The organism is Pseudomonas sp. 43A, assembly GCF_013363935.1.
In the GTDB taxonomy this organism is placed as follows: domain Bacteria; phylum Pseudomonadota; class Gammaproteobacteria; order Pseudomonadales; family Pseudomonadaceae; genus Aquipseudomonas; species Aquipseudomonas crudilactis.
Window position 1 is genome coordinate 1,851,049 of record NZ_CP054880.1, and the last position, 24,508, is coordinate 1,875,556.

21 protein-coding genes and 1 pseudogene are annotated in these 24,508 nt (G+C 60.4%); 8 read left to right on the top strand and 14 right to left on the bottom strand.

Annotation, left to right across the window (positions count from 1 at the left end; translation table 11 throughout):
• Window positions 1-28: 28 nt before the first annotated feature.
• From HUW52_RS08125 to HUW52_RS08150, 6 genes are read right to left on the bottom strand one after another with little or no spacing between them, the layout of a single operon-like run.
• Window positions 29-1,360 carry a DUF58 domain-containing protein gene (locus HUW52_RS08125; protein WP_175553359.1) on the bottom strand — a complete coding sequence of 444 codons (1,332 nt, stop codon included), beginning with the start codon at window positions 1,358-1,360 and terminating at the stop codon, window positions 29-31.
• Window positions 1,357-2,358, bottom strand: a complete 1,002-nt coding sequence (locus HUW52_RS08130) for a MoxR family ATPase (protein WP_016983118.1) — start codon at window positions 2,356-2,358, stop codon at window positions 1,357-1,359. The genes HUW52_RS08125 and HUW52_RS08130 overlap by 4 nt, the downstream gene beginning before the upstream one ends.
• Window positions 2,355-3,518 (bottom strand): DUF4350 domain-containing protein, encoded by a 1,164-nt coding sequence (locus HUW52_RS08135; RefSeq protein WP_175553360.1) that lies wholly within the window; start codon window positions 3,516-3,518, stop codon window positions 2,355-2,357. Before HUW52_RS08135 ends, HUW52_RS08130 begins: the two co-directional genes overlap by 4 nt.
• Window positions 3,515-5,062, bottom strand: coding sequence for a DUF4129 domain-containing protein (locus HUW52_RS08140; RefSeq protein WP_175553361.1), 1,548 nt, complete (start codon window positions 5,060-5,062; stop codon window positions 3,515-3,517). The genes HUW52_RS08135 and HUW52_RS08140 overlap by 4 nt, the downstream gene beginning before the upstream one ends.
• The gene (locus tag HUW52_RS08145; protein WP_175553362.1) at window positions 5,049-6,026 is read right to left on the bottom strand and encodes a stage II sporulation protein M; all 978 of its coding nucleotides are present in this window, start codon (window positions 6,024-6,026) and stop codon (window positions 5,049-5,051) included. Before HUW52_RS08145 ends, HUW52_RS08140 begins: the two co-directional genes overlap by 14 nt.
• A complete protein-coding gene (locus HUW52_RS08150; protein ID WP_175553363.1) occupies window positions 6,023-6,748 on the bottom strand; it encodes an RDD family protein in 726 nt (241 codons plus the stop codon). The genes HUW52_RS08145 and HUW52_RS08150 overlap by 4 nt, the downstream gene beginning before the upstream one ends.
• A 181-nt stretch (window positions 6,749-6,929) precedes the next feature.
• Between HUW52_RS08150 and sbcB the strand changes: the two genes are divergently transcribed.
• Window positions 6,930-8,360: an exodeoxyribonuclease I gene (gene sbcB, locus HUW52_RS08155; RefSeq protein WP_175553364.1), complete on the top strand. Its 1,431-nt coding sequence runs from the start codon at window positions 6,930-6,932 to the stop codon at window positions 8,358-8,360.
• A gap of 100 nt (window positions 8,361-8,460) precedes the next feature.
• Here the strand turns inward: sbcB and mvaT are convergent, their stop codons facing one another.
• Complete coding sequence (mvaT, locus tag HUW52_RS08160; RefSeq protein WP_016983124.1) at window positions 8,461-8,838, bottom strand: histone-like nucleoid-structuring protein MvaT; 378 nt, start codon at window positions 8,836-8,838, stop codon at window positions 8,461-8,463.
• A 337-nt stretch (window positions 8,839-9,175) separates the two neighbouring features.
• Here mvaT and purU point away from each other — a divergent pair, with 337 nt between their 5' ends.
• Window positions 9,176-10,024, top strand: a complete 849-nt coding sequence (gene purU / locus HUW52_RS08165) for a formyltetrahydrofolate deformylase (protein ID WP_016983125.1) — start codon at window positions 9,176-9,178, stop codon at window positions 10,022-10,024.
• 85 nt (window positions 10,025-10,109) lie between these two features.
• Window positions 10,110-10,289: a hypothetical protein gene (locus HUW52_RS08170; protein ID WP_175553365.1), complete on the top strand. Its 180-nt coding sequence runs from the start codon at window positions 10,110-10,112 to the stop codon at window positions 10,287-10,289.
• Here the strand turns inward: HUW52_RS08170 and HUW52_RS08175 are convergent.
• From HUW52_RS08175 to HUW52_RS30695, 5 genes and pseudogenes are all read right to left on the bottom strand, one after another.
• Window positions 10,273-11,271: a lysylphosphatidylglycerol synthase transmembrane domain-containing protein gene (locus tag HUW52_RS08175; RefSeq protein ID WP_175553366.1), complete on the bottom strand. Its 999-nt coding sequence runs from the start codon at window positions 11,269-11,271 to the stop codon at window positions 10,273-10,275. The two genes, HUW52_RS08170 and HUW52_RS08175, sit on opposite strands and share 17 nt — an antisense overlap.
• Complete coding sequence (locus tag HUW52_RS08180) at window positions 11,268-12,044, bottom strand: DUF2334 domain-containing protein (RefSeq protein ID WP_175553367.1); 777 nt, start codon at window positions 12,042-12,044, stop codon at window positions 11,268-11,270. The genes HUW52_RS08175 and HUW52_RS08180 overlap by 4 nt, the downstream gene beginning before the upstream one ends.
• A complete protein-coding gene (locus HUW52_RS08185; RefSeq protein WP_175553368.1) occupies window positions 12,037-13,149 on the bottom strand; it encodes a glycosyltransferase family 1 protein in 1,113 nt (370 codons plus the stop codon). Before HUW52_RS08185 ends, HUW52_RS08180 begins: the two co-directional genes overlap by 8 nt.
• A gap of 382 nt (window positions 13,150-13,531) precedes the next feature.
• Complete coding sequence (locus HUW52_RS30690) at window positions 13,532-14,296, bottom strand: methyl-accepting chemotaxis protein (RefSeq protein ID WP_371929256.1); 765 nt, start codon at window positions 14,294-14,296, stop codon at window positions 13,532-13,534.
• Window positions 14,297-14,389: 93 nt separating this feature from the next.
• Window positions 14,390-15,421: pseudogene (locus tag HUW52_RS30695) on the bottom strand (cache domain-containing protein); the annotation flags it as partial.
• A gap of 189 nt (window positions 15,422-15,610) precedes the next feature.
• Here HUW52_RS30695 and HUW52_RS08195 point away from each other — a divergent pair.
• Window positions 15,611-17,089: a helicase HerA-like domain-containing protein gene (locus HUW52_RS08195; protein WP_175553370.1), complete on the top strand. Its 1,479-nt coding sequence runs from the start codon at window positions 15,611-15,613 to the stop codon at window positions 17,087-17,089.
• A 123-nt stretch (window positions 17,090-17,212) separates the two neighbouring features.
• Here HUW52_RS08195 and HUW52_RS08200 read toward each other — a convergent pair whose 3' ends face one another.
• The gene (locus tag HUW52_RS08200) at window positions 17,213-17,668 is read right to left on the bottom strand and encodes a DUF721 domain-containing protein (RefSeq protein ID WP_038366691.1); all 456 of its coding nucleotides are present in this window, start codon (window positions 17,666-17,668) and stop codon (window positions 17,213-17,215) included.
• A 309-nt stretch (window positions 17,669-17,977) separates the two neighbouring features.
• Between HUW52_RS08200 and secA the strand changes: the two genes are divergently transcribed.
• The 4 genes from secA (at window position 17,978) to HUW52_RS08220 (ending at window position 23,810) form a co-directional block, all read left to right on the top strand.
• Window positions 17,978-20,713 carry a preprotein translocase subunit SecA gene (secA, locus tag HUW52_RS08205; protein ID WP_175553371.1) on the top strand — a complete coding sequence of 912 codons (2,736 nt, stop codon included), beginning with the start codon at window positions 17,978-17,980 and terminating at the stop codon, window positions 20,711-20,713.
• Between the two features lie 122 nt (window positions 20,714-20,835).
• Window positions 20,836-22,053: a bifunctional glutamate N-acetyltransferase/amino-acid acetyltransferase ArgJ gene (gene argJ, locus HUW52_RS08210; protein ID WP_175553372.1), complete on the top strand. Its 1,218-nt coding sequence runs from the start codon at window positions 20,836-20,838 to the stop codon at window positions 22,051-22,053.
• A gap of 180 nt (window positions 22,054-22,233) precedes the next feature.
• Window positions 22,234-22,866, top strand: a complete 633-nt coding sequence (locus HUW52_RS08215; protein ID WP_175553373.1) for a glutathione S-transferase family protein — start codon at window positions 22,234-22,236, stop codon at window positions 22,864-22,866.
• Window positions 22,863-23,810, top strand: a complete 948-nt coding sequence (locus HUW52_RS08220; protein WP_175553374.1) for a Nudix family hydrolase — start codon at window positions 22,863-22,865, stop codon at window positions 23,808-23,810. The genes HUW52_RS08215 and HUW52_RS08220 overlap by 4 nt, the downstream gene beginning before the upstream one ends.
• A 113-nt stretch (window positions 23,811-23,923) precedes the next feature.
• Here the strand turns inward: HUW52_RS08220 and HUW52_RS08225 are convergent, their stop codons facing one another.
• Window positions 23,924-24,508: a cob(I)yrinic acid a,c-diamide adenosyltransferase gene (locus HUW52_RS08225; protein WP_175553375.1), complete on the bottom strand. Its 585-nt coding sequence runs from the start codon at window positions 24,506-24,508 to the stop codon at window positions 23,924-23,926.

The following is a 24,508-nucleotide window of genomic DNA, read 5'->3' on the forward strand; positions in this document are numbered from 1 at the left end:
TCAGCACCTTTTCCAACTGAAGAAGGCGCTAAAAACCTCCGGCACTCTTCAAAGCCAGATACCGCGTCACCAGTTCGCCCCCCAGTTCCGCTGGCCGGACATCCACTACCGGAACCCCATGAGCCCTCAAGCGCTCATGGAGTTCTGCCTGCTCGTTCAAATAACTCACCGTCCCGCAATAGGCCAGAGCCTCGGGCAAGGTTTGCACCGGTGCATGTCGCAGGGCGTCTAGCGTCTCCTCGCGCAGGCTTGCCACCATCACGCGGTGCTGTGTGCTCAGGCGTTTGACGGCAGCCAATAGTTCATCGTCGACTTCATCGCGCAGGTTGCTGACCAGCACCACCAATGCCCGGCGTTTTTGCCGGGCCAATAGTTGATTGGCGGCGGCCTGGTAGTCGGCAGGGCGTTGTGTGCTGCCCAGGTCATACACTGTGTTGAGCAACACGTTCAGTTGCCCGGCGCCTTTGACTGGCGCGAGATGGCGCGGCTGTTCGCTGGCGAAGGTACTCAGTCCCACCGCATCGCCCTGGCGCAGGGCCACATAACTCAGCAGCAGGCAAGCATTGAGCGCATGGTCGAAATGCGACAGCTCGCCGTCCTGGCTGCGCATGCATCGGCCGCAGTCGAGCAGAAAGATGATCTGCTGATCGCGCTCGTCCTGATACTCGCGGGCAATCGGTGTGCGTTGACGGGCGGTGGCTTTCCAGTCGATCTGGCGCAGGCTGTCGCCTTCACGGAATTCGCGCAACTGATGGAATTCCAGACCCTGACCGCGCCGTTGGCGCTGACGCACACCGAGCTGGCTGAGCCAGTTGTCCACGGCCAGCAGTTCACCGCCGTAGAGTCGGGCGAAGTCGGGGTAGACGCGGGTCTGGTCGCTGACATCGAGCAGGCGTTTGCCTGTCCATAATCCCAAGGGACTGGGCAGGCTGACTTCGCAGTGAGCGAAGCTGAAATGACCGCGCTTGAGCGGGCGCAATCGATAACCGAGCAGGCTGCGCCGGCCGGGTTGCAATTCAATCGACAGCGGCAGGTTTTCGAAACTCAGCCCGGCTGGCGGGTGATCGAACAGTTCAATGTGCGTCGGTTCGCTGAAGTCATGTTCGACTTCCAGGCGCACTTCACCCCAGCGGCCGAGCGCAAGACTGCCGGGCATTTGCCGTGTGATGCGCGGTGTTGGCAGGCGTTGCAGGCGCAGGGCATCGAGCACCGCCAGGGCCAATAGCGCCAGCAGCAACCCCCAGTTGATCGATATCAGGCTGGCAGGGATGTCGACTTCCAGCGCCCGCAATGTACCCAGAACGATGCCGATCGCCAGCAGCAAGGCCAGCCAGATCAACAGCAGGCGTGAGGGTTTCACAGACGCGGCGCCGCAATCTGGTCGAGCAGTTGCTGCAGCACCTGATCGACCTGCAGCCCTTCAATGTCCAGCTCCGGGGCAATGCGTACGCGATGGCGCAGCACAGCCAGTGCGCAGCCTTTGATGTCGTCCGGGATCACGAACTCGCCGCCGCGCAACAACGCGCGGGCACGGGCGCAACGCACCAGTGCGATCGAGGCGCGGGGCCCGGCGCCGAGAATCAGCCCCGGCCAGGTGCGCGTGCTACGGGCCAGACGCACGGCGTAGTCGAGCACCTGATCGTCCAGCGGCAAGTCACTGGCGATGCGTTGCAGGGCTTGCACGTCCTTGGCTTGCAACACAGTGCGCAGCGGTTGCACATCGAGCATGTCGGCGCGGGTTGAACGGCTGACCTGTCGCACCATGTTCAACTCTTGATCCGCGTCCGGGTAGTCCATGCGCACCTTGAGCATGAAGCGGTCGAGCTCGGCTTCGGGCAGGGGATAAGTGCCTTCCTGTTCGATCGGGTTCTGCGTCGCCAACACCATGAACGGTTGCGCGATGGGCAGGGCGCGACCTTCGAGTGTGACCTGCCGTTCCTGCATCGCTTCGAGCAAGGCCGCCTGGGTTTTCGCCGGGGCGCGGTTGATCTCGTCGGCCAGCAACAGGTTGGTGAACAGCGGGCCTTTGCGCAGCTTGAACTGCTCGGTTTGCAGGTCGTATACGGCGTGGCCAGTGACGTCGCTGGGCATTAGATCCGGGGTGAATTGAATCCGCGCGAATTCGCCACCGAAGCAGCGGGCCAATGCGCGCACCAGCAGGGTTTTGCCTAGCCCCGGCACGCCTTCAAGCAATACGTGGCCACCGGCGATGAGCGCCGTGAGCACGTCGTCGATCACCTGGTTCTGGCCGATCAGGGCTTTCTGCAATTCGCCGCGCACCGCTTGCGCCAACTGGCTGGCACGCTGGCGTTGCTGGGCGGCGTGGCTGGCGCTGCCGGGCTCGATCTGTTCAGTCATAGCGTGTTCCTCAAGGTTTGCAGGTGGGCGACCTGGCGGCAGAAATCGGCGCTGGAGATCCGCCGGTTCGGCACCGGGCTCAGGGCCTGGCTGATAGCGCGGGTGGGTTGCCGGGTCAGGCGCGACAATGCCAGCCATTGTTCGGCAACGTTCAATTGATCGAAGCCGGGATGGCGGCGACGGGCGCGGCGCAGCACATCCTGTTGTAGTGCTTGCAGCAGTGCCTGTTGGCCGTTGTGGCGCAGCAGGAAATCGGCGCTGGCGCGCAGGTGTTCCTGCAATTGTCGGCGTCCACTCGGGGCGGGTAGCTGAAGTGGGCCGTGGCGTACACCGACATGCCACAGCCACAGGCCGATCAACGCGAGCAGGGCAACGATGGCTTGCGGGAAGTAGCGCCAGAGCAAGGTCAGCAGGCCATCGTGCTCGGTGTTGTAGATCAACGTGACGTCGGTGTCGGCGCTCAGATACCAGAGCAGCCAGGCGTTGTCGTATTGGCTGATGATGTTGTTCTTCCACAACTCGGCGTCGGTGACCACGGTGATCGAGCCAAGGCTGTAGGGCAGTTGCATCATGTGCGTGGCCTTGGCGCTGTTGGCCCAGGCTTGCGCAAGATTCTTCGGGTCGTCGAGGTGGAAGTCGGTATCGAAACCGGCGTAGGCCGGGGCGTCTTCGTCTTCCAGATAGAGTTTGGTCAATTTCGGGAAGCGGTCTGGCGCCACGTCGGCGGGCAGGTCTTTCAGATCCTTGCTCAGGGATTGATGCAGCTGCACCCGATCAAGCAACAGGTCATTGCTTTGTTTGCTCTGCTCATCCCACAGCGATTCGGCGACGAACACCAGCCGCCCGCCGGCCCGCGTCCAGTTCAACACCTGATCGACCTGACGCGGGGTCATGCGTGAGCGGTCGTTGAACAACAGCAACGTATGACGGCGAGGGTCGATTTCCGGCAGTACCGCGAGGCTTTCGGCGTGGCTGACCATGAGGCCGCGCTCACGCAAAAACAGCTCGGCCGCCAGATAAGGATTGGCTTGCGCGGCGGGCGAGGGGCCGTGATCGACTTCTTCCTGATAAGGCTTGGCCTTGAGGTAGAGGAAAACGCTCAGCGCGCCCAGCAACAGGGCGATCAACGCGCCAACCCACCACAGTGTCCGGCGACTCAACGGGCGGCTCCGGGGCCGAACAAGGCGCGCCAGCCATCGCACAATTCCTGCTGCATGGACGCCGGTGGTACGCGATGCCCGTAGGCCATGTTCTGCCAGTGATTAGTCAGGCTGCGGCTGAAGGCGAGCAGTTCGGGGCGCTGCAATTGTTCAACGTGCGCGAGCACCTGGAGTTCGGTGTCGGCGGGTTTCAGGCTCAGATCGAAGTCATGCAGCAGATGGCTGAGCAACCCTCGATAGAGCAGGCCCAACGCTGCACGGGGCTGGCTTTGCCACAGTTGTTCGGCATGGGCGGCGATGTCGTCAGGCAAGGTGTCGCGGTTCAAATCCAGACCGAAGGCTTGCTGCGGCAACGCTCGTTTCGGTTTGGAAGGCAGTCTGGGGCGGCGGCTGACAAAGGCCTGGAGAAACTCGCGATAGCGCCAGCCCAGCCAGCCCAGCACCGCAATGAGCGTGCCCCACAACAGCACTTCAATGACCTTCGCCAGCACATTCAAGTGTTGTCCGTCGAGCCAGCCCAGCAGGGTTTTCAGCCACTGCGGCGCTTCACCCGGTTTTTGCGCTTCGGCAGGTTTCGCCGGGTCGTCGCCAAAGCGATAGCGGGTGACGACTTCCTTGTTCTTGAACGGCGGCTGTTCAAGCAATGCCTTGATACTGTCCCGTGAGGCCTGGCTAGTGAGTGGTTGATTCAACAAGCGCGGTGCCTGCGGACTGTCATCAGGCTCGGCCGCCCAGGTCGACGGCATATTCGGCAGCACCAGACAGACCGCCAAGAGCAATCCCACCACGCCATTGTTCAGGCGCTGACGCAAGCGGCGGAACACCAGTTCGATATCCCACGCTTCCAGTTGTGTGCGTCGGTTCAGATAAAGGCTGAAACCGCAGGCAACGTAGATCGGCTCCCACACCACCAGCACCAGCGCGTAGAAAGCATTGGTCAGATGTTCCAGCCAGCGCCAGTCTTGATCCGCCGCGAGAATCAGTGACTGCCAGCTCCAATCCGTTTCGACCTGTTGCGGCAGCAACATGTAGAACAGCACCATCAGGCCGATCCACAGCGCGGTTTCCAGATGCACGCCGATGAGGGTCAGCCATTGCGCAGCGCCGGCGTTGCGTTGCAGCAGCACGTGCAGGCGTTGTTGCCGGGCACTGCCGTCGAGACCTTCGAGTTGCACCACCGGCAGCAGAAAACTGCGGCTGAAACTCAGGCGGCGCCAGGTCAGACTGGCCAGCAGTTGCGGTTTGAGCAGGCGTGGCCATTCGCGCAAGGCCTGTTTAAGTGTCGGCGTCTCGCCAAACAGCGCTTGCGACAGGATGTACAGCGGCAGGCGTTCGTACGCTGGTTTCAGCCACCAGAAGATAAACACCGCCAGCGACGGCGAGTCCCACAGCAGCAGGCTGAGCAGGGCGAACAGCGGCAGGGTGACGATCGCCCAACTGGTCATCAGCAGACGCCGGTGTTGCTGGCTCATCAGCACGCCGAGGTCCATGGCCTCCCAGGTCGTGCGCGGGCGGATCACCACGGTGGCGTCACTCAGGCGCATGGCGGGTCCTTCCAGCGAACGCCAGATAGAGCGCGACCAACGCCCAAAGCCCGGCGCCGACCAGATATTTGGTCAGCGGCGTGACAGTGGTTTTCGACGACCAATAGGCTTCGATAAACGCGGCAATCAACAGGAACAGCATCACCCCGCAGACCAGCAACACGCTTTTGCGTGCCGCCCGTTGCAGCGCTTCACCGCGCGTCAGCCGTCCGGGTGCGATCAACGCCCAGCCGAGTTCCAGGCCGGCCGCGCCGGCGAGGGCAATGGCGGTGAGTTCAAAGGCACCGTGGGCGATGACGAATGACCAGAAGGTCTGGCCGAAACCGATCTCGCTGAGATGCCCGGCGACCGCGCCGATGACCATGCCGTTGTAGAACAGAAAGAACGCACTGCCCACGCCCAGCAACAAGCCGCTGGCAAAGGTCTGAAAGGCAATGCCGATGTTGTGCATCACGTAGTAACCGAACATTACCCAGTCTTCACTGGCCGCACGTTCGGCGGGGCGTCCGAGGTGGCCGGCGACCGGATCGTACATGCCTTGCATCTCGCGCACCTGATCGGCGGGGATCAGGTTGTAGACCAGGTCGGGAAATACATACACCAACACGCCGACGCCGATCAGGCTGCCGAAGAACAGCAGGCTGGCGACCAGCACAAAGGGCCATTCGGCGCGCACCAGTCTGGGAAAGTCGGCGAGGATGAAACTCAGCAGATTGGCGCCGAATCGGCTGCGATGACGGTACAGCTGTTGATGGCCGCGCAACACCTGTTGCTGCAGTGAGTCGATGAGGAAACTGCTGTAACCGCGCGCCTGTGCCAGCGCCAGATGTTGGCAGAGGCGTCGATAGGCCTTGGGGAAACCGCCGACTTGCGAGGTGTCCTTGCCGCGCTCAAGGCGTTCGAGGGCCAGCGCAAACCGCTCCCATTCGGCCTTGTGGCGGGTTTCGAAAAGACTCTGCTTCATGTCGGGCCCAACAAACCGCGAGCGATACCATTGAGTTCAGTAACAGCTTTGGGCGCGGAAATATGCAGTGGTTGGGCGAGCAGTGCTGCCAGTTCATTGACCCGCGCTGACGATAATTCACCTTGGCGCTCGGCAAAACCCAGCACGGCGCGTTGTTCCGCGAGCGTCAGGGGGACGGGCGAACGCCGTGGTTCGGCTTCAGGCAGTTGCGGGCGAGTCAGCGGGCGTTCGCTGTAGACCACCAGTGTGCCGGCAGCGATGTCGCCGAGGCGTTTGAAGGTCGGGTGTTGCAGGCAACTGAGGGTACCAAGGAAGTAGCCGAAGGGCAGCAGATCGACAAAGCGCAGCAGGTTGCGCAGCAGCGAGGCCGACCAGCCAATCGGAGTGCCGTCATCGTGCACCACGCGCAGCCCCATCCATTGTTTACCCGGCGAGCGGCCCTGACGCAGCACTTCGAACAGCACCATGTACCACCAGCTGATCGCAAACAGCAGCAGTGAACCCAGGCCCATGCCGAGCTTGCCGAGAAACGCCAGGGCGATGAACAGCACACCCATGACCACGCCGCGCAGAGCCAGATCGATCGCGAAGGCCACGGCGCGCACCATCAACCCGGCGGGGCGCAACGGCAGATCGATGCCTTCCGGCGTTTCGACCTGATACCGCGTATCCAGCGGCGGGGCCAGCGGTGCTTTCCTTGGCGGTGCTGTAGGCTCGAGCATGGGCTACCTGATGTTCGCCTGTTCGGGGGGCAAGTGAGGTCGATGCTAGCAGTCTCTCGGGGGAAAACGACATAACTATGTATTGCACAGCGAGTGACACTAGGTGTTTGAATGTTTCAAGGCTGGCCGCGACGGCGGTTGAACGCCTAGACTTCGCCGATCTTCAGTTCAGGAACCGCCCGTGACTTCAATCTTCTGGTACGACTACGAAACCACTGGCATCAATCCCCGCTGCGACCGTCCGTTGCAGGTCGCCGGGATTCGCACCGACCATGACCTCAACGAGATCGATGAGCCGGTCAACCTCTACTGCCAGCCCAGCGAAGACATCCTGCCGCATCCGGCGGCTTGCGCGATCACCGGTATCACCCCGAGCCAGCTCGCCGAAAACGGTTTGAGCGAAGCCGATTTCATGACCCGCGTTCATGCGCAACTGGCTGCCCCAGGCACCTGCGGGGCGGGTTACAACACCTTGCGTTTCGACGACGAGATGACGCGCTACAGTCTGTATCGCAATTTCTTCGATCCTTACGCCCGCGAGTGGCAGGGCGGCAACAGTCGCTGGGATCTGATCGACGTGGTGCGCGCCGCCTACGCGCTGCGTCCCGACGGGCTGGTCTGGCCGACGGACGACGACGGGCGGGTGACGCTCAAGCTCGAACGCCTGACCGCCGCCAACAATATTGATCACGGCCATGCCCACGAAGCCCTGTCGGACGTGCGCGCGACCATCGCCCTGGCGCGGTTGATCCGTCAGAAGCAGCCAAAACTGTATGACTGGCTGTTCCAATTGCGCAGCAAGCAAAAAGTCATGGATCAGATTCGCTTGTTGCAGCCGCTGGTGCATGTTTCCGGGCGCTTCTCGGCGGCGCGCAGTTATGTTGGCGTGGTGCTGCCGCTGGCCTGGCACCCGAAAAACCGCAACGCCTTGATCGTCTGCGACCTGCACCTCGATCCGCAGGGCTTGCTCGATCTGGATGCGCAAACCCTGCGCCAGCGCTTGTACACCCGCCGTGACGATTTGCCTGAGGGCGAGTTGCCGGTGCCGCTCAAGCTGATTCATGTCAACCGTTGCCCGGTGGTGGCTCCGCTGTCGGTACTGCGTGCGCAGGATCAGCAAAGGCTGGGTCTGGACATGGCGCTTTATCAGGAACGCGCGCTGCGACTAACTGACGCACAACAAGTTTGGAAAGATAAAGTTGCTGCGATTTATGTCAGCGAAGATTTCACCCCGAGCGAGGATCCGGAACAACAGTTGTACGACGGTTTTATCGGTGACCGCGACCGGCGTCTATGTGAGCAAGTGAGGAGCGCTGACCCTTCGCAATTAGCGCAAGAGCAATGGCCTTTCGATGATGAACGTTTGCCTGAATTACTCTTTCGATATCGAGCACGTAACTTTCCCGAGACCTTGAGTTTTGAAGAGCAGGAACGCTGGCGGATATTTTGTCAGCAGCGTTTGTCCACACCTGAATGGGGTGCGCCGAATACCTTGCAATCTTTTACCGAGGCCGCAGAGCAATGGTCGCTTAGTGCGACACCGATGCAGAGAGCCGTACTCGATGAATGGCAGAATTATGTCCAGGCATTACGCAAACGTTTGAATCTTTGAAATCGAACATGATCGGCGCTAATTTTCGCGGATAAAAAAAACGCCAGCATTCGCTGGCGTTTCTTTTCGTGGCAGATTGGTCTGCGACGGGTACTGCGGCTTAGCCCAGCAGGGTAGCCCAGCCTTCAACCACATCACCGCCCCACTTGGCTTTCCACTCTTTCAGAGTTTTGTGGTTGCCACCTTTGGTTTCGATGACTTCGCCGTTGTGCGGGTTTTTGTATTGTTTAACTTTGCGAGCACGCTTGGTGCCGGTAGTTTTTACTGCGCCACCGCGTGGTGCTTTGGTTTTCGATTCTGGATCCAGCAGCGCGATGATGTCACGCAGGGATTTGGAATATTCACCCATCAGGGTGCGCAGTTTGCCTTCGAATTCCAGCTCGGCTTGCAGTTTGTCGTCTTCGGACAGGTTCTTCAAACGGGCTTGCAGCTCTTTGATAGCTTCTTCGGTGGCGCGATATTCGTTGATCAAGGACATGATTACTACCTTAGTAGAGTGCTGAATGGCAGGGGACAGTGCCGCAATAATAGTCAGGCTGTTTCATCAAGTAAACATTTAACCGGACTTTTTATTTAAATTAGTTACGAAAGAAACCGGCAATTTGAATGTTCAGTTAAATAGTGTGATGCAGTCATCACAGATATTCACAGTCAAAGGATCAAACAGGGCTCGCGCAGCGCCACGAGGGTGACGTTTGTCGCCGTCAGAAATCCGAGTGTCGAGGCGGTGCGCGCGAGGGTGCTCATCAGTACTGCAGTTTTGCCGCGCAATCGCTAGAATGGCCGCCTTTGCGAAGTTCTGGAGTTCCCCCCTCATGCGCACTTTTCGGCTGGTGATATCTTGCCCGGACCGCGTTGGCATCGTTGCCAAAGTCAGTAATTTTCTGGCAGCCCACAACGGCTGGATCACCGAAGCGAGCCACCACTCGGACAATCAGGTCGGCTGGTTCTTCATGCGTCACGAAATTCGTGCCGATTCGCTGCCTTTCGGAATTGAAGTTCTGCGCGAGAAGTTCGCGCCGATCGCCGAAGAGTTCTCGATGGACTGGCGCATCACCGACACCGAGCAGAAAAAACGTGTTGTGCTGATGGCCAGCCGCGAGTCCCACTGCCTCGCTGACTTGCTGCACCGCTGGCACAGCGATGAGCTGGACTGCGACATCTCCTGCGTGATTTCCAACCACGACGACCTGCGCAGCATGGTCGAGTGGCATGGCATTCCTTACTACCACGTTCCGGTCAATCCGCAGGACAAGCAACCGGCCTTCGACGAAGTGTCGCGTCTGGTCAAACAGCACGATGCCGAAGTGGTGGTGCTGGCGCGTTATATGCAAATTCTGCCGCCAGACATGTGCCGTGAATACGCACACAAGGTGATCAACATTCACCACAGCTTCCTGCCGTCGTTCGTCGGTGCCAAGCCGTATCACCAGGCTTCCCTGCGTGGTGTGAAACTGATCGGCGCGACCTGCCACTACGTGACCGAAGAGCTGGACGCCGGTCCGATCATCGAGCAGGACGTGGTGCGCGTCAGCCACAGTGACAGCATCGAAGACATGGTGCGTTTCGGCCGTGACGTCGAGAAGATGGTGCTGGCTCGTGGCTTGCGTTATCACCTCGAAGACCGTGTGCTGGTGCACGGTAACAAGACTGTAGTGTTCTGATCGAACTCACGCAGGCTTGAAAAACCAAGGGTCTGGGCGTTCAATCGCTCAGACCCTTGTTCATTCAAGCCCCGAGGAAACCTTCATGAGCGACCCACTGGACAAAGCCACTTCCAAAGCGCCGGCGACTTTGGGCGAGGGGTGTTTGAGTCGATATGATCCCGAGGACATGAGCCCGGAAGATGGCACCGAGTTTCCCGGCGCTGCCGAGTTGTGGGAACAACTCCAGGAAGAGCATCAGAACGACGTCAAGAAGCCTGTCTGACGTTCATCAGCTTCTTCAATAGCGGCCGACCCAACATCAACAGAAACACCGGGCCGCCCACCAGCAGATAAAAGTAATACGTCACCACTCGCCAGATCAGAATCGCCGCCGCTGCGGTGGATTTCCCCACCATCGGCGCCAACAGTGCCGCCGAGGTCAGCTCCGCCGCTCCCGCGCCGCCCGGCAGCAAGCTGAACTGGCCAGCGCCCAGCGAAAGCATCTGCACCAGAAAACTCCACGCCCACTGCAAGTCTGCGCCCAGGCCGCGCAGCGCCAGATACAGCACGCTGTAACGCAACAACCAATGCACGCAGGTCAGGGCGAACACTTTGATCAATGTTTGCCAGGGCAACTTCAACGTATCGGTAAACGCCGCGAGAAAGTGCAGCAACTTGCGCGCCCAGCGACGGCGGGTACCGGCCTTGACGTTCATCCTTGCCAACAGGCGACCGCTCAGGCGAATCAAGGTGCGGTGATAGCGCGCGACCAGCACACAACTGAACAAACCGCCGAACAGCGAAATCGCACTGACGGTCAGTAACCACTCGAGGCGGTCACTGAGGTGCTGGAACAGCGCATAAATCAGAATCCCGCTGAGGGCGCAGAGAAAGAACAGCAAATCGCTGAGCTGATCCATCGCAAACACCGCGCTGCCCCGCGCCGGACGCACGCCTGATCGGGCCAGCAGCGCCATGATTGTCAATGGCCCGCCGCTGCCGCCGGGAGTGGCGCAATAGGCGAACTCGGCGGCCATTACTACGCCAAGGCTTTGCAGCGGCGTGACACGCTCGCGCTGATCGCCGAGTAACAAGCGCAGACGCAAGGTATTGATGCCCCAGCAGAGCAGGATCATGCCGAACATGATCAGCAGCCAGTGCAACGGGAAACTTTGCAAGCGCGACCAGGTTTCGCCGCCACCCAGCACAACCGGAATCAGCACCGCCGCGAGCAGGCCGATCAGCAAGAGAATGCCGCGACTCATGCGGCGTGTCCCCATTGACCGCGCTGTTGGTCGAGCCAGTGGATTTTGGTCATCGGTACGCGTCCTTCACTCAGTAGTCGTTCGAGGGTGTGCAGCCAGTAGTCACGGGAATAACCGTGGCGCATGTCCACGGGATGCAAGCCTAGACGAATCACCGGCGCCTGGCGCCAACGCTGTTGACGCTGCTCGCTGACAATCTTCGATAAGCCCCTTCGCCACGCGCTGCGGGCGCTCCAGACCAAGCCTAGTGCGTCGAGGGGGGTGAAATCCGGCAAACGATAAAGATGTTGCGGATCACTGGTGTAGCGCAGCGGTAACTCGCGCAGGGCCTGGCGGGTGCCGTCGCTCATCAACCACGCCGGGGCAACGAAACCGTGCAGCGGCCAGTCGTGGCGCTGGAAGATTTCGATGCCGGCACGCAGGCGGGCGAGGGCGGCTTCATGGGATAAACGATAGAACTCGCCTTCATGGGTGTAAACGCGGCGCATGAACCAGTCGCGCGGTGTCGTCGGGCCGGGCTCCTGGTCATCGTGGAAATAACCATGCAACGCCAACTCATCGCCACGGGCAACGCGCGTATCGAGCATTCGGCAAAATGCCGGGTGATCGTTGAGGGCATTGTGCCGGTGGAAGTCCGGTACGACCAGCCACGTCATCGGCACGTTGCCCAATGCGTCGACGGCCTCGACAAACGGTTGGTAGTCCGCCCACGTCGACGGCGCCACGTCGTGCAGCACCAGCAAGACGGCGGGATTATTGGTCGATTCAAGCATTGGCCACCCTGGGCAGCGTATGTCCAAGTACGGCGTGATAGTGGCCCAACAAACTGTCGACCACCGTGTCCCAGGCGTAGTGAGTTTCGACATGCTGGCGGGCCTGAGCGCCGAGCCTGGTACAGCCGCGATTGAACAGTTCGCGCACGGCATTGGCCATCGCCTGCGGGTTGTTCGGTGCGCAAAGCAGGCCGCAGGACTCAGTGACAATCTCTTCGAACGCCCCGGCCGCCACCGCCACCACGGGAATGCCGCAGGCCATGGCTTCGAGGATCACCAGGCCGAAGGTTTCCTGGTCGCCGGCATGGAGCAGTGCATCGGCACTGGCCATCAACTGCGCGACGCGTGGCGCGGGACAGAATTCGTCGATCACACTGACGTTGTCCGGCACGGCGGTGGGCATCGACGAACCGACCAGCAGCAAGTGATAGCGCGGGCCGAGGCGCTGCATGCATTTGAGCAGTACCGGGAGGTTTTTCTCTTTCGAGCCGCGCCCGGCAAAAATCAGCAACCGGGTTTCTTCGGCGATGCCCAGTTCTGCGCGTAGTTGCGGGTCGCGGGCATTGGGGTGAAAGGTCTGCAGATCGACGCCCAACGGTTGCACGAAGACATTGCGTACACCGAGGCCGCTGAGCTTGTCAGCCATGACCTGACTGGGCGCCAATACCCGGTCGAAGTTGCCGTAAAGCCTGGTGACATACGCCTCGATATTCGGCGTGACCCAATGGCCCATGCGATTACCGACCAGCAGTGGCAGGTCCGAGTGATAAAAACCGATCACCGGCACATCCAGCTGCCGCCGCGCATCCAGTGCGGCCCAGGCGGTCAGGTAGGGATCGCCGACTTCGATCAGCTCCGGCTGCAAATCGTGCAGCACGTTGCGCCAAGGGGCGAGGCGAAGGGGGAAACGATAACCCTTGCCGAACGGCAGGGCGGGGGCTGGAACCGTATAAACACCGTCGTGTTCGCTGAAATGCGCACCGGGGATCAACAGGCTGTGGCGAGTGCCGGGTTTGATGCTCAACCGGCGGTGTTTGGCATCCAGATAAGTGCGCACGCCACCGCTGGCCGGGGCGTAGAACATGGTGATGTCGGCGATATGCACGGTGATCAACCCTCCGCTGCGTGGTTCTCCTTTGGTTGACCTTTATCAAGAATAGATGTTCGGTCGGGATTGCGCGGTAGAGCTGATGAGCACCCTCACCCTAACCCTCTCCCGGAGGGAGAGGGGACTGACCGAGGTGTCTGGACTTGATACTTCGACCTGAAAGTCTTCAGTCGAACTCAGGTTTTGAACAGCATGAAGATCGGCTCCCTTTCCCCTTCGCCCTTTTGAGGGAGAGGGGACTGATCGAGGCGTTTGGGCTTGATACATCGACTTGAAAGTCTTCAGTCGAACTCAGGTTCTGAACAGCATGAAGATCGGCTCCCTTTCCCCCTCGCCCCCTTGGGGGAGAGGGCTGGGGTGAGGGGGTAGGCCTTTGATCTTAGATGCGGAAACTGCCAACCAGTTGTTTCAGACGCGAAGCCTGCTGCTCCAGGTCCGAACACGCCCGCAACGTCGCCTGCAAGTTCTCCACGCCTTCCTGGTTCAGCGTATTGATCTCGGTGATATCGACGTTGATCGACTCCACTACAGCGGTCTGTTCCTCGGTCGCCGTGGCCACCGACTGGTTCATCCCGTCGATCTCGCCGATACGCTGCGTCACGCTGTTCAGGCGTTCGCCAGCCAGGTTAGCAATCTCGACGCTGTCCTGACTGTGGCGCTGGCTGTCGCTCATGGTGCTCACCGATTCACGGGCGCCGACCTGCAGCTCCTCGATCATGGTCTGCACTTGTTGCGCCGATTCCTGGGTGCGATGCGCCAGATTGCGCACTTCATCGGCCACCACGGCAAAACCACGACCGGCCTCACCAGCACGCGCCGCTTCAATCGCCGCGTTAAGCGCGAGCAGGTTGGTTTGCTGGGAAATGCTGGTGATCACTTCAAGAATCTGACCGATGTTCACGGTTTTGCTGTTCAGCGACTCGATATTGCTGCTCGACGCGCTGAGCATGCTCGACAGTTGATTCATCGCCTTGATGCTGCGATCCACCACCTGCTGGCCGTCTTCAGCCAGGCTACGCGCGTCGCTGGCCTGATTCGACGCTTGTGCAGCATTACGGGCGATTTCCTGCGCGGCGGCGCCGAGCTGGTTGATCGCTGCGGCCACACTGCTGGTGCGCGAGGCTTGCTGATCGGAGTTGTACATCGACGAGTTCGACGCCGCGACCACGCGCAGGGCGACTTCGTTAACCTGACCGGTGGCCGAGGACACTTCGCGGATCGAACCGTGAATACGCTCGACGAAACGGTTGAATGCGGTGCCCAGCACGCCGAATTCATCGTTGTTAACGATGGTCAGGCGTTTGGTCAGGTCGCCTTCGCCGTCGGCAATGTCTTCCATGGCGCGAGTCATGACGTGCAGCGGCTGGATCAGAATGCGGATCAGCATGCCAAGCAGCGCGAGGATGATCGCGACTGCGATGACTGTGGCGATGACCGCAGAGGCGCGGAACTGGCTGAGCATCGCAAAGGCCTGATCCTTGTCCACCGACAGACCGATGTACCAGTTCACCGACGGCAGGCCTTTGATCGGCGCGAAGGTCACGATGCGGGTCTTGCCGTCGACGGTGACTTCGCTGAAGTCGCTGCTGATGCGCGGGGTGTCTTGCGGATAGGCTTCTTTCAGGGATTTCATCACCAGAGCCTTGTCCGGGTGGACGAGGATCTTGCCGTCGGCGCTGACCAGGAACACATAACCCATGCCGTCGAAGTCCCGGGCGGCGAGGGTGTCGACCAGCGATTGCAGGCTCAGGTCACCGCCGACCACGCCGACGCTCTGGCCGGCCTTTTTCGAGGCGGTGGCGATGGAGATGATCAACTGGCCGGTGGCGGCGTCGATGTACGGTTCGGTCAGGGTCGAGGTGCTGCTGCTCTCGGCACCTTTATACCAAGGGCGCACGCGTGGATCGAAACCGTCCGGCATCTTCGTGTCCGGGCGGATGGTGAAGTGCCCGGTGGAATCGCCCAGATAGGTGGCCATGAACGTCGAGGTCAGGGCTTTCTGCTCCAGCAGGCTGGCGACGTTGGCAGACTCGGGGTTGATCGAAATGTTCTGGGCGGCGTTCTCGATCAGCAGAATGCGACCGTTGAGCCAGGTCTGGATATTGTCGGCGGTGACCTCGCCCATCTCGTTGAGATAGTTGTTCAGGTCATCGCGGATCGCATTGCGCTGTAGCCAGTCGTTGTACAAGGTAAACGAGGCGAAGGCGGCGATGACGATGAGGGCGGCGGCAAGCAAAATTTTATGGCTGAAGCGCAGATTTTTGTTCATGGCTTGGGGTTCCGCTAAGGTCTTAATGTCCAGGGCGTGCTTTTATAGAAGCGCGCAAAATGGGCAAGGGTGAAAACAAGCTGATATTTCCGTCTCTCCTTAGGGAAATGTCCGGCCTGACTTGTGGTCGGGTCTCTCACTCTTCTTTATCGGCCATGCAGAATCAAAGATTAACCATTGGGTGACAAAATGCCTGACTCCTCGCAACTCGTAATCGGCGCCGATCTCGCAGGCCAACAGATTGCTCAGGCCATGCGCCTGGCGAACCGCCACGGACTGGTCGCGGGCGCCACCGGTACCGGTAAAACCGTCACCTTGCAGCGTTTGGCCGAGGCGTTCAGCGACGCCGGCGTCGCGGTGTTTGCCGCTGACATCAAGGGCGATCTGTGTGGCCTCGGTGCCGCCGGCAACCCGCAAGGCAAGGTCGCCGAGCGTATCGCCGGGATGCCGTGGCTCAACTACAAGGCGCAGGCCTATCCGGTGACCTTGTGGGACATCCACGGCGAGTCCGGTCATCCGTTGCGCACCACGTTGAGCGAAATGGGGCCGCTGCTGATCGGCAGTCTGCTGGAACTGACCGACAGTCAGCAGTCGGCGCTTTATGCAGCGTTCAAGGTCGCCGATCGTGAAGGCCTGTTACTGCTGGATCTGAAGGATCTGAAAGCGCTGCTCAATCACCTCAAGGAAAACCCGCAGCTGTTGGGCGAAGACGCGGCGCTGATGACTACTGGCTCCAGTCAGGCGCTGTTGCGCCGCTTGGCAATCCTCGAACAGCAGGGCGCTGAAGCCTTGTTTGGCGAACCGGCACTGCAACTCGAAGACATTCTGCAACCGACCGCCGATGGTCGTGGGCGCATTCACTTGCTCGACGCCAGTCGTCTGGTGCACGAAGCGCCGAAGGTCTATGCGACATTCCTGTTGTGGCTGCTGGCCGAGCTGTTCGAGCAGTTGCCGGAGCGCGGTGATGCCGACAAACCGCTGCTGGCGCTGTTTTTCGACGAGGCGCATTTGCTCTTTGGCGATACGCCCAAGGCCTTGCAGGAAAGGCTGGAGCAAGTGGTGCGCTTGATCCGTTCCAAAGGCGTTGGCGTGTATTTCGTCACGCAGTCGCCGGCGGACTTGCCCGATGACGTGCTGGCGCAGCTCGGCCTGCGCATTCAGCATGGCTTGCGCGCCTTTACCGCCAAAGAGCAGAAGTCCCTGCGCGCGGTAGCGGACGGCTTCCGGCCGAATCCGGCGTTTGACAGCCTGTCGGTGCTGACCGAGTTGGGGATTGGTGAGGCGCTGGTCGGCACGCTGACCGAGAAAGGCACGCCGGAAATGGTTCAGCGCGTGCTGGTGGCGCCACCGCAATCGCGAATCGGGCCGCTGACCGATACCGAACGAACCATGCTGATTGCCGGATCGCCGTTCAAGGGCCGCTATGACAAGCCGATCGATCGTGAGTCTGCGTATGAAATTCTGATGGGGCGTAAAGGGCTGGCGCCTGAGGCTGAAGCGCCAGCGGCTTCGCAAGAGCCGAGTCTGGCGGACAGGGCTGGAGAGTTCCTGGGTACGGCAGCAGGGCAGGCCTTGAAGTCAGCCATGCGTCAGGCTGCCAATAACCTCGGCAAACAACTGGTGCGCGGCCTGATGGGGTCGCTGCTCGGCGGCAGCAAACGCCGCTGAAACCTGTGGGAGCGAGCTTGCTCGCGAAGGCGCCGTGTCAGGCAACACATAGGTTGAATGACAGTCCGCTAGGTTGAATGACAGTCCGCATTCGCGAGCAAGCTCGCTCCCACAGGGAATTTGTCAGGTCTTGGCTTTGGCGTGCGCCGCCAGTCGTTCCAGCGCCGCGCGCAACCCCGGGTCAGTGATCCCGTCCGCCGTGGCCTGAATCGTCGCCGCTGCATCCGTCGACAAATCCATTGTGTGCCCGGCCGCTCCGCGTTGAACGGTCGGCGGCTGCACCTTGAACAGAATCCGCGTCAAACTGGCGAACTCGTCAAACATCTGCAACTGCCGCTGCAAGCGTTTTTGCTGGTAACGCAGGCGCGTGGCCCAGTGGCCATCGGTGACAATCAGCAACAGACTGCCCTCACGCCACGACGCTACATGGCAATGTTCACGGGCGGCGGGTTGCAGTTGGCTTTCGAGCAGGCGCTGCAGATGACCCAGTCGTTGGGCATGGCCGAGGATGGCTTTGAGCGGCTTGGCTTCGCGCAGGAGAACGGCGGGTGCTCTGGCCGTAAGAGGGCGAAATGCCATGATCGAACACCTGAAGTAACAGAAACGCCATGGTAGCAGAAAGAGGTGGATTCACTCGCCCATTGCTTTTGCCCCCGCTTTACCCATTAAATCAACGACTAACTTCTGCCTTGTATGACTTGAAGTTGAGCAAAACGCCCCTATTTTAAGTGAGCCCCGTCAAAGCGCAGTGCCAGCATCGTGGAACATCGCCACTTTCCTCACTTCCGTTTCCGGGTAGAATGCTCGTTCGCATGCGGCCATGAGGGCTGCACGGGCGACGCTCACGGGGCCGCCCTCCATCCCTTTAGTGTGGAAGATCCTGCCGATATGTTTGCGCCTTTGTTAAAGAAACTTTTTGGAAGCAAGAACGAGCGTGAAGTCAAACGCATGCTCAAGACGGTGCAGCTCGTCAATGCCTTCGAAGAGCAAATGGTGGCCCTTTCGGACGATCAATTGCGCGCCAAGACCGAAGAGTTCAAGGCCCGCATCGCCAAAGGGGAAACCCTCGACAAGCTGTTGCCAGAAGCCTTCGCGGTCGCCCGCGAAGCCGGCAAGCGCATCATGGGTATGCGCCACTTCGACGTGCAACTCGTCGGTGGCATGACCTTGCACGAAGGCAAGATCGCCGAAATGCGCACCGGTGAGGGTAAAACCCTCGTAGCGACCCTGGGTGTTTACCTCAACGCATTGTCCGGCAAGGGCGTGCACGTTGTGACGGTGAACGACTACCTGGCGCGTCGCGACGCCAACTGGATGCGTCCACTGTATGAATTCCTCGGCCTGACCGTCGGCGTCGTGACGCCGTTCCAGCCGCCGGAAGAGAAACGTCTGGCCTACGCCGCCGACATCACCTACGGCACCAACAACGAATTCGGTTTCGACTACCTGCGCGACAACATGGCGTTCAGCATGGAAGAAAAATTCCAGCGCGAACTCAACTTTGCCGTGATCGACGAAGTCGACTCCATTCTCATCGACGAAGCGCGTACCCCGCTGATCATCTCCGGTCAGGCCGAGGACAGCTCCAAGCTGTACATGGAGATCAATAAACTGATCCCGCAGCTGGAGCTGCACGTTGAAGAAGTCGAAGGTGAAGTCACCAAGGCTGGCCACTACACCGTTGACGAGAAGACCCGTCAGGTCGAACTCAACGAAGCCGGTCACCAGTTCATCGAAGACATGCTCACCCGCGTCGGCCTGCTGGCTGAAGGCGAGAGCCTGTACTCGGCGCATAACCTGGGCCTGCTGACCCACGTGTATGCCGGTCTGCGTGCGCACAAACTGTTCAACCGCAATATCGAATATATCGTCCAGGACGGCCAGGTCGTACTGGTCGATGAGCACACCGGCCGTACCATGCCGGGTCGCCGCCTGTCCGAAGGCCTGCACCAGGCCATCGAGGCCAAGGAAGGCCTGAACATCCAGGCTGAGAGCCAGACCCTGGCCTCGACTACCTTCCAGAACTACTTCCGTCTGTACACCAAGCTGTCCGGCATGACCGGTACCGCTGACACCGAAGCGTTCGAATTCCACCAGATCTATGGTCTGGAAGTCATGGTCATCCCGCCGAACAAACCGTTGGCGCGTAAAGACTTCAACGACCTGGTGTTCCTGACCGCCGAAGAGAAATACGCGGCGATCGTTACGGATATCAAGGAAAGCATGGCTGCCGGTCGTCCGGTGCTGGTGGGTACTGCCACCATCGAAACCTCCGAGCACATGTCCGCATTGCTGGTGAAAGAAGGTATCGAACACAAGGTTCTGAACGCCAAGTTCCACGAAAAAGAAGCCGAGATCATCGCGCAGGCCGGTCGTCCGGGCGCACTGACCATCGCCACCAACATGGCCGGTCGTGGTACCGACATCCTGTTGGGCGGTAACTGGGAAGTGGAAGTCGCTTCGCTGGAAGACCCGACCCCTGAGCAAATCGCTCAGATCAAGGCCGACTGGCAGAAGCGTCACCAGCAAGTGCTGGAGTCCGGCGGTCTGCAAGTGATTGCCTCCGAGCGTCACGAATCGCGCCGTATCGACAACCAGCTGCGTGGTCGTGCCGGCCGTCAGGGTGACGCCGGTTCGAGCCGCTTCTACCTGTCGCTGGAAGACAGCCTGATGCGCATTTTCGCCTCTGACCGGGTGAAGAACTTCATGAAAGCCCTGGGCATGCAGCCGGGCGAAGCGATCGAGCACCGCATGGTGACCAACGCGATCGAGAAGGCGCAGCGCAAGGTTGAAGGCCGTAACTTCGATATTCGCAAGCAACTGCTCGAGTTCGACGACGTCAACAACGAACAGCGTAAAGTGATCTATCACATGCGTAACACGTTGCTGGCCGCTGACAACATCGGTGAGACCATCGCTGACTTCCGTCAGGACGTGCTCAACGCCACCGTCAGCGCACACATTCCGCCGCAATCGCTGCCAGAGCAGTGGGACGTGGCAGGTCTGGAAGCGTCGATTGCCAGCGATTTCGGCGTGACACTACCGATCCAGCAATGGCTCGACGAAGACGACCATCTGTACGAGGAAACCCTGCGCGAGAAGCTCATGACCGAGCTGATGGCGGCGTACAACGAGAAAGAAGACCAGGCCGGTGCCGAAGCACTGCGCTCGTTCGAGAAACAAATCGTGCTGCGCGTGCTGGACGACCTGTGGAAAGACCACCTGTCGACCATGGATCACCTGCGTCACGGCATCCACCTGCGTGGCTACGCTCAGAAGAACCCGAAGCAGGAGTACAAGCGCGAGTCGTTCACGCTGTTCTCCGAGCTGCTCGATTCGATCAAGCGCGACTCGATCCGCGTGCTGTCGCACGTTCAGGTACGCCGCGAAGACCCGGAAGCCGAAGAGCAGCGTCTGCGTCAGGAAGCCGAAGCACTGGCCGCCCGCATGCAGTTCGAACACGCCGAAGCGCCAGGTCTGGAGCAACCGGAAGTTCTGGGTGAAGAGGTTGATGTAGCCCTCGCCACCGCCCCGGTTCGCAATGAGCAGAAGCTGGGCCGCAACGAACTGTGCTACTGCGGTTCGGGCAAGAAATTCAAGCATTGCCACGGGCAGATCCAGTAAAACCCGTTTCAATCGCTGAAATACCCGCGCCGCGACCGGCTCCTGCCGTCGCGGCGTTTTGCCATTTAAACCACCGTTGCTGCGCGTGACGGTGCTGACATCATTGAGTAAGGAGCGCATTCATGGCTGTTGGTCTTGGTCCTTTGCCAACGTTGCACCCGGTTGCCGGTTTTGAACTCGGTATCGCCTCGGCCGGCATCAAGCGCCCCGGGCGCAAAGATGTCGTTGTGATGCGCTGCGCCGAAGGCTCGACCGTGGCAGGCGTGTTCACCTTGAACGCGTTTTGCGCGGCACCGGTGATCCTGGCGAAAAAACGCGTGCAGAACGCCGTGCGTTATTTGCTGACCAACACCGGCAACGCCAACGCCGGCACCGGCGAACCTGGCCTGGCCGCCGCTGAGCGTACTACTGCCAGACTGGCCGAGCTGACTGGCGTTGATGCCAGCCAGATTCTGCCGTACTCCACCGGTGTGATTGGCGAGCCACTGCCGGTCGAGAAGATCGAAGGCGCGCTGCAAGCCGCACTGGACGACCTCTCGGAAAACAACTGGGAAGCCGCCGCCACCGGCATCATGACCACCGACACCCTGCCGAAGGGCGCCAGCCGCCAGTTCGAGCATGACGGCGTGACCATCACCGTCACCGGTATCAGCAAAGGCGCGGGCATGATTCGCCCGAACATGGCGACCATGCTCGGCTACATCGCCACCGACGCCAAAGTCTCCCGTGACGTTCTGCACAATTTGATGCTGGACGGCGCGAACAAGTCGTTCAACCGCATCACCATCGACGGCGACACCTCGACCAACGACTGCTGCATGCTGATTGCCACCGGCAAAGCTGCACTGCCGGAAATCACCCGCGCCGAAGGCGAGCTGTTCGCCAAGTTGAAGCAAGCGGTGTTCGAAGTATGCATGGACGTGGCCCAGGCCATCGTGCGTGACGGCGAAGGCGCAACCAAGTTTGTCACCGTCGAAGTGAATGGCGGCGGCAACCATCAGGAGTGCCTGGACGTTGGCTACACCGTTGCGCATTCGCCGCTGATCAAGACTGCACTGTTCGCTTCAGACCCGAACTGGGGCCGTATCCTCGCCGCAGTCGGCCGTGCTGGCGTGCCGGATCTGGACGTGAGCAAGATCGACGTGTTCCTCGGCGAAGTGTGCATTGCCAGCCGTGGTGCCCGTGCGGCGACCTACACTGAAGCCCAGGGTTCGGCGGTGATGCAGCAGGAAGAAATTACCATCCGTATCGAGTTGGGTCGCGGCGATTGCAGCGAAACCATCTGGACTACTGATCTGTCGCATGAATACGTGAAGATCAACGCTGAATACCGTACTTGATCCAAAATGTGGGAGCGGGCTGCCGGCCTCTTCGCGAGCAAGCTCGCTCCCACAGTGGTTTCGGCCGTTCATACATGTTGTGTACATCCAAGAACCTGTGGGAGCGAGCTTGCTCGCGAAGGCGATGGTTCAGACACGACAAGTTTAGACGCTTTCCTCTGACGAAAAGGCGCCACACCCATGTCCCTGCACCTGATCATCGGCGACAAACTGCTTTCCTCCTGGTCCCTGCGTGCCGCACTGGCGCTTGAACTGACCGGCGCACCGTACAGCGAAGAACTGATCAAACTCGGCAAGCCCGATACCCGCGCGCTGCTGCTCAAGCATTCGCCGACCGCTAAAGTCCCGCTGCTGCAAACGGCGCGCGGCACCATTGCCGACTCACTGGCAATTGCCGAATACCTCGCCGAGACGTTCCCGTCCGAGCAACTATGGCCCTCCGACATTTTCGCCCGCGCTCAGGCCCGATCCGCTTGCGCACAAATGCACAGCGGTTTCTTCGCCATGCGCAATCACATGCCGTTCAACCTCAACCATGACGCACCGCTGAACCCGGTGCCGCCAGAAGTGAAGATCGACATCGAGCGCATGCTCGCGCTGTGGGCTGAATGCCGCGCCGCCGCCACCGAGAGCGGGCCGTACCTGTTCGGTCGGGTGAGTCTTGCCGATGCCTTCTTCGCCCCGATTGCCGTGCGTTTGCGCACCTACCAAGTGCAACTGCCCGCCGCCGACGAAGCCTATGTTGAAACCGTCTACCAATGGCCCGCCTTCAAAGCATGGCAAAAGGCTGGACTGGAGGAGTTGATTCCGTGAAACGCGTACACGTCGCCGCTGCGGTCATTCGTGATAGCAGCGGCAAAATCCTCATCGCCCGCCGCGCCGACACCCAGCATCAGGGTGGTCTGTGGGAGTTTCCCGGTGGCAAGGTCGAGGCCGACGAGTCGGTCGAAGGCGCACTGGCCCGTGAGCTGCACGAAGAGTTGGGCATTGTCGTTGGCTCAGCCCGCCCGCTGATCAAAGTGCGTCACGACTACCCGGACAAGCAGGTATTGCTGGATGTCTGGGAAGTGTCGGCATTCACCGGCGAGCCGCACGGTGCTGAAGGGCAGCCGTTGGCCTGGGTCTCGGCGAAGGAACTGGCGAGCTACGAATTCCCGGCCGCCAACCAGCCGATCGTTGCGGCGGCGCGTTTGCCGGCGGAGTACCTGATTACTCCTGAGGATCTGGAAACCCCGGCTCTACTGCGCGGTATCCAGAAGGCGATTGCCGGTGGGATCAAACTGATCCAGTTGCGCGCGCCGAACGGCTATGACCCCAAATATCGCGATCTGGCTGTCGATGCGGCCGGGCTGTGTGCCGGGAAGGCGCAGTTGATGATCAAGGGGCCGTTCGAGTGGCTCGGCGATTTCCCGTCTGCCGGCTGGCACATCACCTCTGCACAGCTGCGCAAATACGCGGCGGCGGGGCGGCCGTTACCGGCGGAGCGCTGGTTGGCGGCGTCGTGCCACAACGTTGAAGAACTGGCGCTGGCAGAGCAGATGGGCGTGGATTTCGTCACGCTGTCGCCGGTGCAGCCGACTTTGACGCACCCGGATGCCCAGCCGTTGGGCTGGGAGCAGGCTTCAACGTTGATCGAAGGCTTTAGTAAGCCGGTGTTTCTGTTGGGCGGGGTTGGTCCGGCTGAGCGCGAGAAGGCTTGGGGCGTTGGCGCGCAGGGTGTCGCGGGGATTCGCGCGTTCTGGCCTGATTCTCTGTAAAGGCTGCTGGCCTCTTCGCGAGCAAGCTCGCTCCCACATTTGACTGCATTCCAACTGGATGAACCCAATCAACTGTGGGAGCGAGCTTGCTCGCGAAGGCGGCCTGTGAGGCGCTACTTTTCTGCAGGTTTTACCGCCGGTTGCCAAAGAATCTCCGCAATCCCCTGCCGCCGCGCAATCAACCGCGCCGCGACAAACAGCAAATCCGACAACCGATTGATATACGCCAGCCCAACCCCGGCCAACGGCTCCAGCGCATTCAAATGCTGACAGCGCCGCTCGGCACTCCTCGCCAGACTCCGGCACACATGCGCCTGCGCAATCAGCATCGACCCGCCCGGAAGAATGAAATTCTCCAGCGGCCCCAGCTCTTCATTCCACAGATCGATCGCAGTTTCCAGCCGTTCGATTTCTGCCGCGTTCAATGCCTGATACTCCGGCATCGCTAACTCGCCACCCAAATCGAACAGCCGATGCTGACAAGGCGCCAACACCTCGATCAGTTCATTCAGCCCGGGATACGTGTCGCGCTCGGCCAGCAACCCGGCCAGCAACACGCCGACCTGACTGTTCAGCGTATCGACCTCGCCGATTGCCTCGATGCGCGGGTGATCCTTGGGCACGCGGCGGCCATCGCCCAGGCCGGTTTCGCCTTTGTCACCGGTGCGGGTGTAGATTTTCGACAGGCGAAAGCCCAT

What these genes read in the sequence shown, in the direction of transcription:
- HUW52_RS08195 (WP_175553370.1), top strand. Translation starts at nt 15,611, where the DNA reads ATGCCTGACTCCTCGCAACTCGTAATCGGCGCCGATCTCGCAGGCCAA.
- HUW52_RS08130 (WP_016983118.1), bottom strand. Translation starts at nt 2,358, where the DNA reads ATGACTGAACAGATCGAGCCCGGCAGCGCCAGCCACGCCGCCCAGCAA.
- HUW52_RS08225 (WP_175553375.1), bottom strand. Translation starts at nt 24,508, where the DNA reads ATGGGCTTTCGCCTGTCGAAAATCTACACCCGCACCGGTGACAAAGGC.
- HUW52_RS30690 (WP_371929256.1), bottom strand. Translation starts at nt 14,296, where the DNA reads ATGTACAACTCCGATCAGCAAGCCTCGCGCACCAGCAGTGTGGCCGCA.
- HUW52_RS08200 (WP_038366691.1), bottom strand. Translation starts at nt 17,668, where the DNA reads ATGGCATTTCGCCCTCTTACGGCCAGAGCACCCGCCGTTCTCCTGCGC.
- HUW52_RS08150 (WP_175553363.1), bottom strand. Translation starts at nt 6,748, where the DNA reads ATGCTCGAGCCTACAGCACCGCCAAGGAAAGCACCGCTGGCCCCGCCG.
- HUW52_RS08140 (WP_175553361.1), bottom strand. Translation starts at nt 5,062, where the DNA reads ATGCGCCTGAGTGACGCCACCGTGGTGATCCGCCCGCGCACGACCTGG.
- HUW52_RS08180 (WP_175553367.1), bottom strand. Translation starts at nt 12,044, where the DNA reads ATGCTTGAATCGACCAATAATCCCGCCGTCTTGCTGGTGCTGCACGAC.
- purU (WP_016983125.1), top strand. Translation starts at nt 9,176, where the DNA reads ATGCGCACTTTTCGGCTGGTGATATCTTGCCCGGACCGCGTTGGCATC.
- HUW52_RS08175 (WP_175553366.1), bottom strand. Translation starts at nt 11,271, where the DNA reads ATGAGTCGCGGCATTCTCTTGCTGATCGGCCTGCTCGCGGCGGTGCTG.
- HUW52_RS08215 (WP_175553373.1), top strand. Translation starts at nt 22,234, where the DNA reads ATGTCCCTGCACCTGATCATCGGCGACAAACTGCTTTCCTCCTGGTCC.
- argJ (WP_175553372.1), top strand. Translation starts at nt 20,836, where the DNA reads ATGGCTGTTGGTCTTGGTCCTTTGCCAACGTTGCACCCGGTTGCCGGT.
- mvaT (WP_016983124.1), bottom strand. Translation starts at nt 8,838, where the DNA reads ATGTCCTTGATCAACGAATATCGCGCCACCGAAGAAGCTATCAAAGAG.
- secA (WP_175553371.1), top strand. Translation starts at nt 17,978, where the DNA reads ATGTTTGCGCCTTTGTTAAAGAAACTTTTTGGAAGCAAGAACGAGCGT.
- HUW52_RS08170 (WP_175553365.1), top strand. Translation starts at nt 10,110, where the DNA reads ATGAGCGACCCACTGGACAAAGCCACTTCCAAAGCGCCGGCGACTTTG.
- HUW52_RS08145 (WP_175553362.1), bottom strand. Translation starts at nt 6,026, where the DNA reads ATGAAGCAGAGTCTTTTCGAAACCCGCCACAAGGCCGAATGGGAGCGG.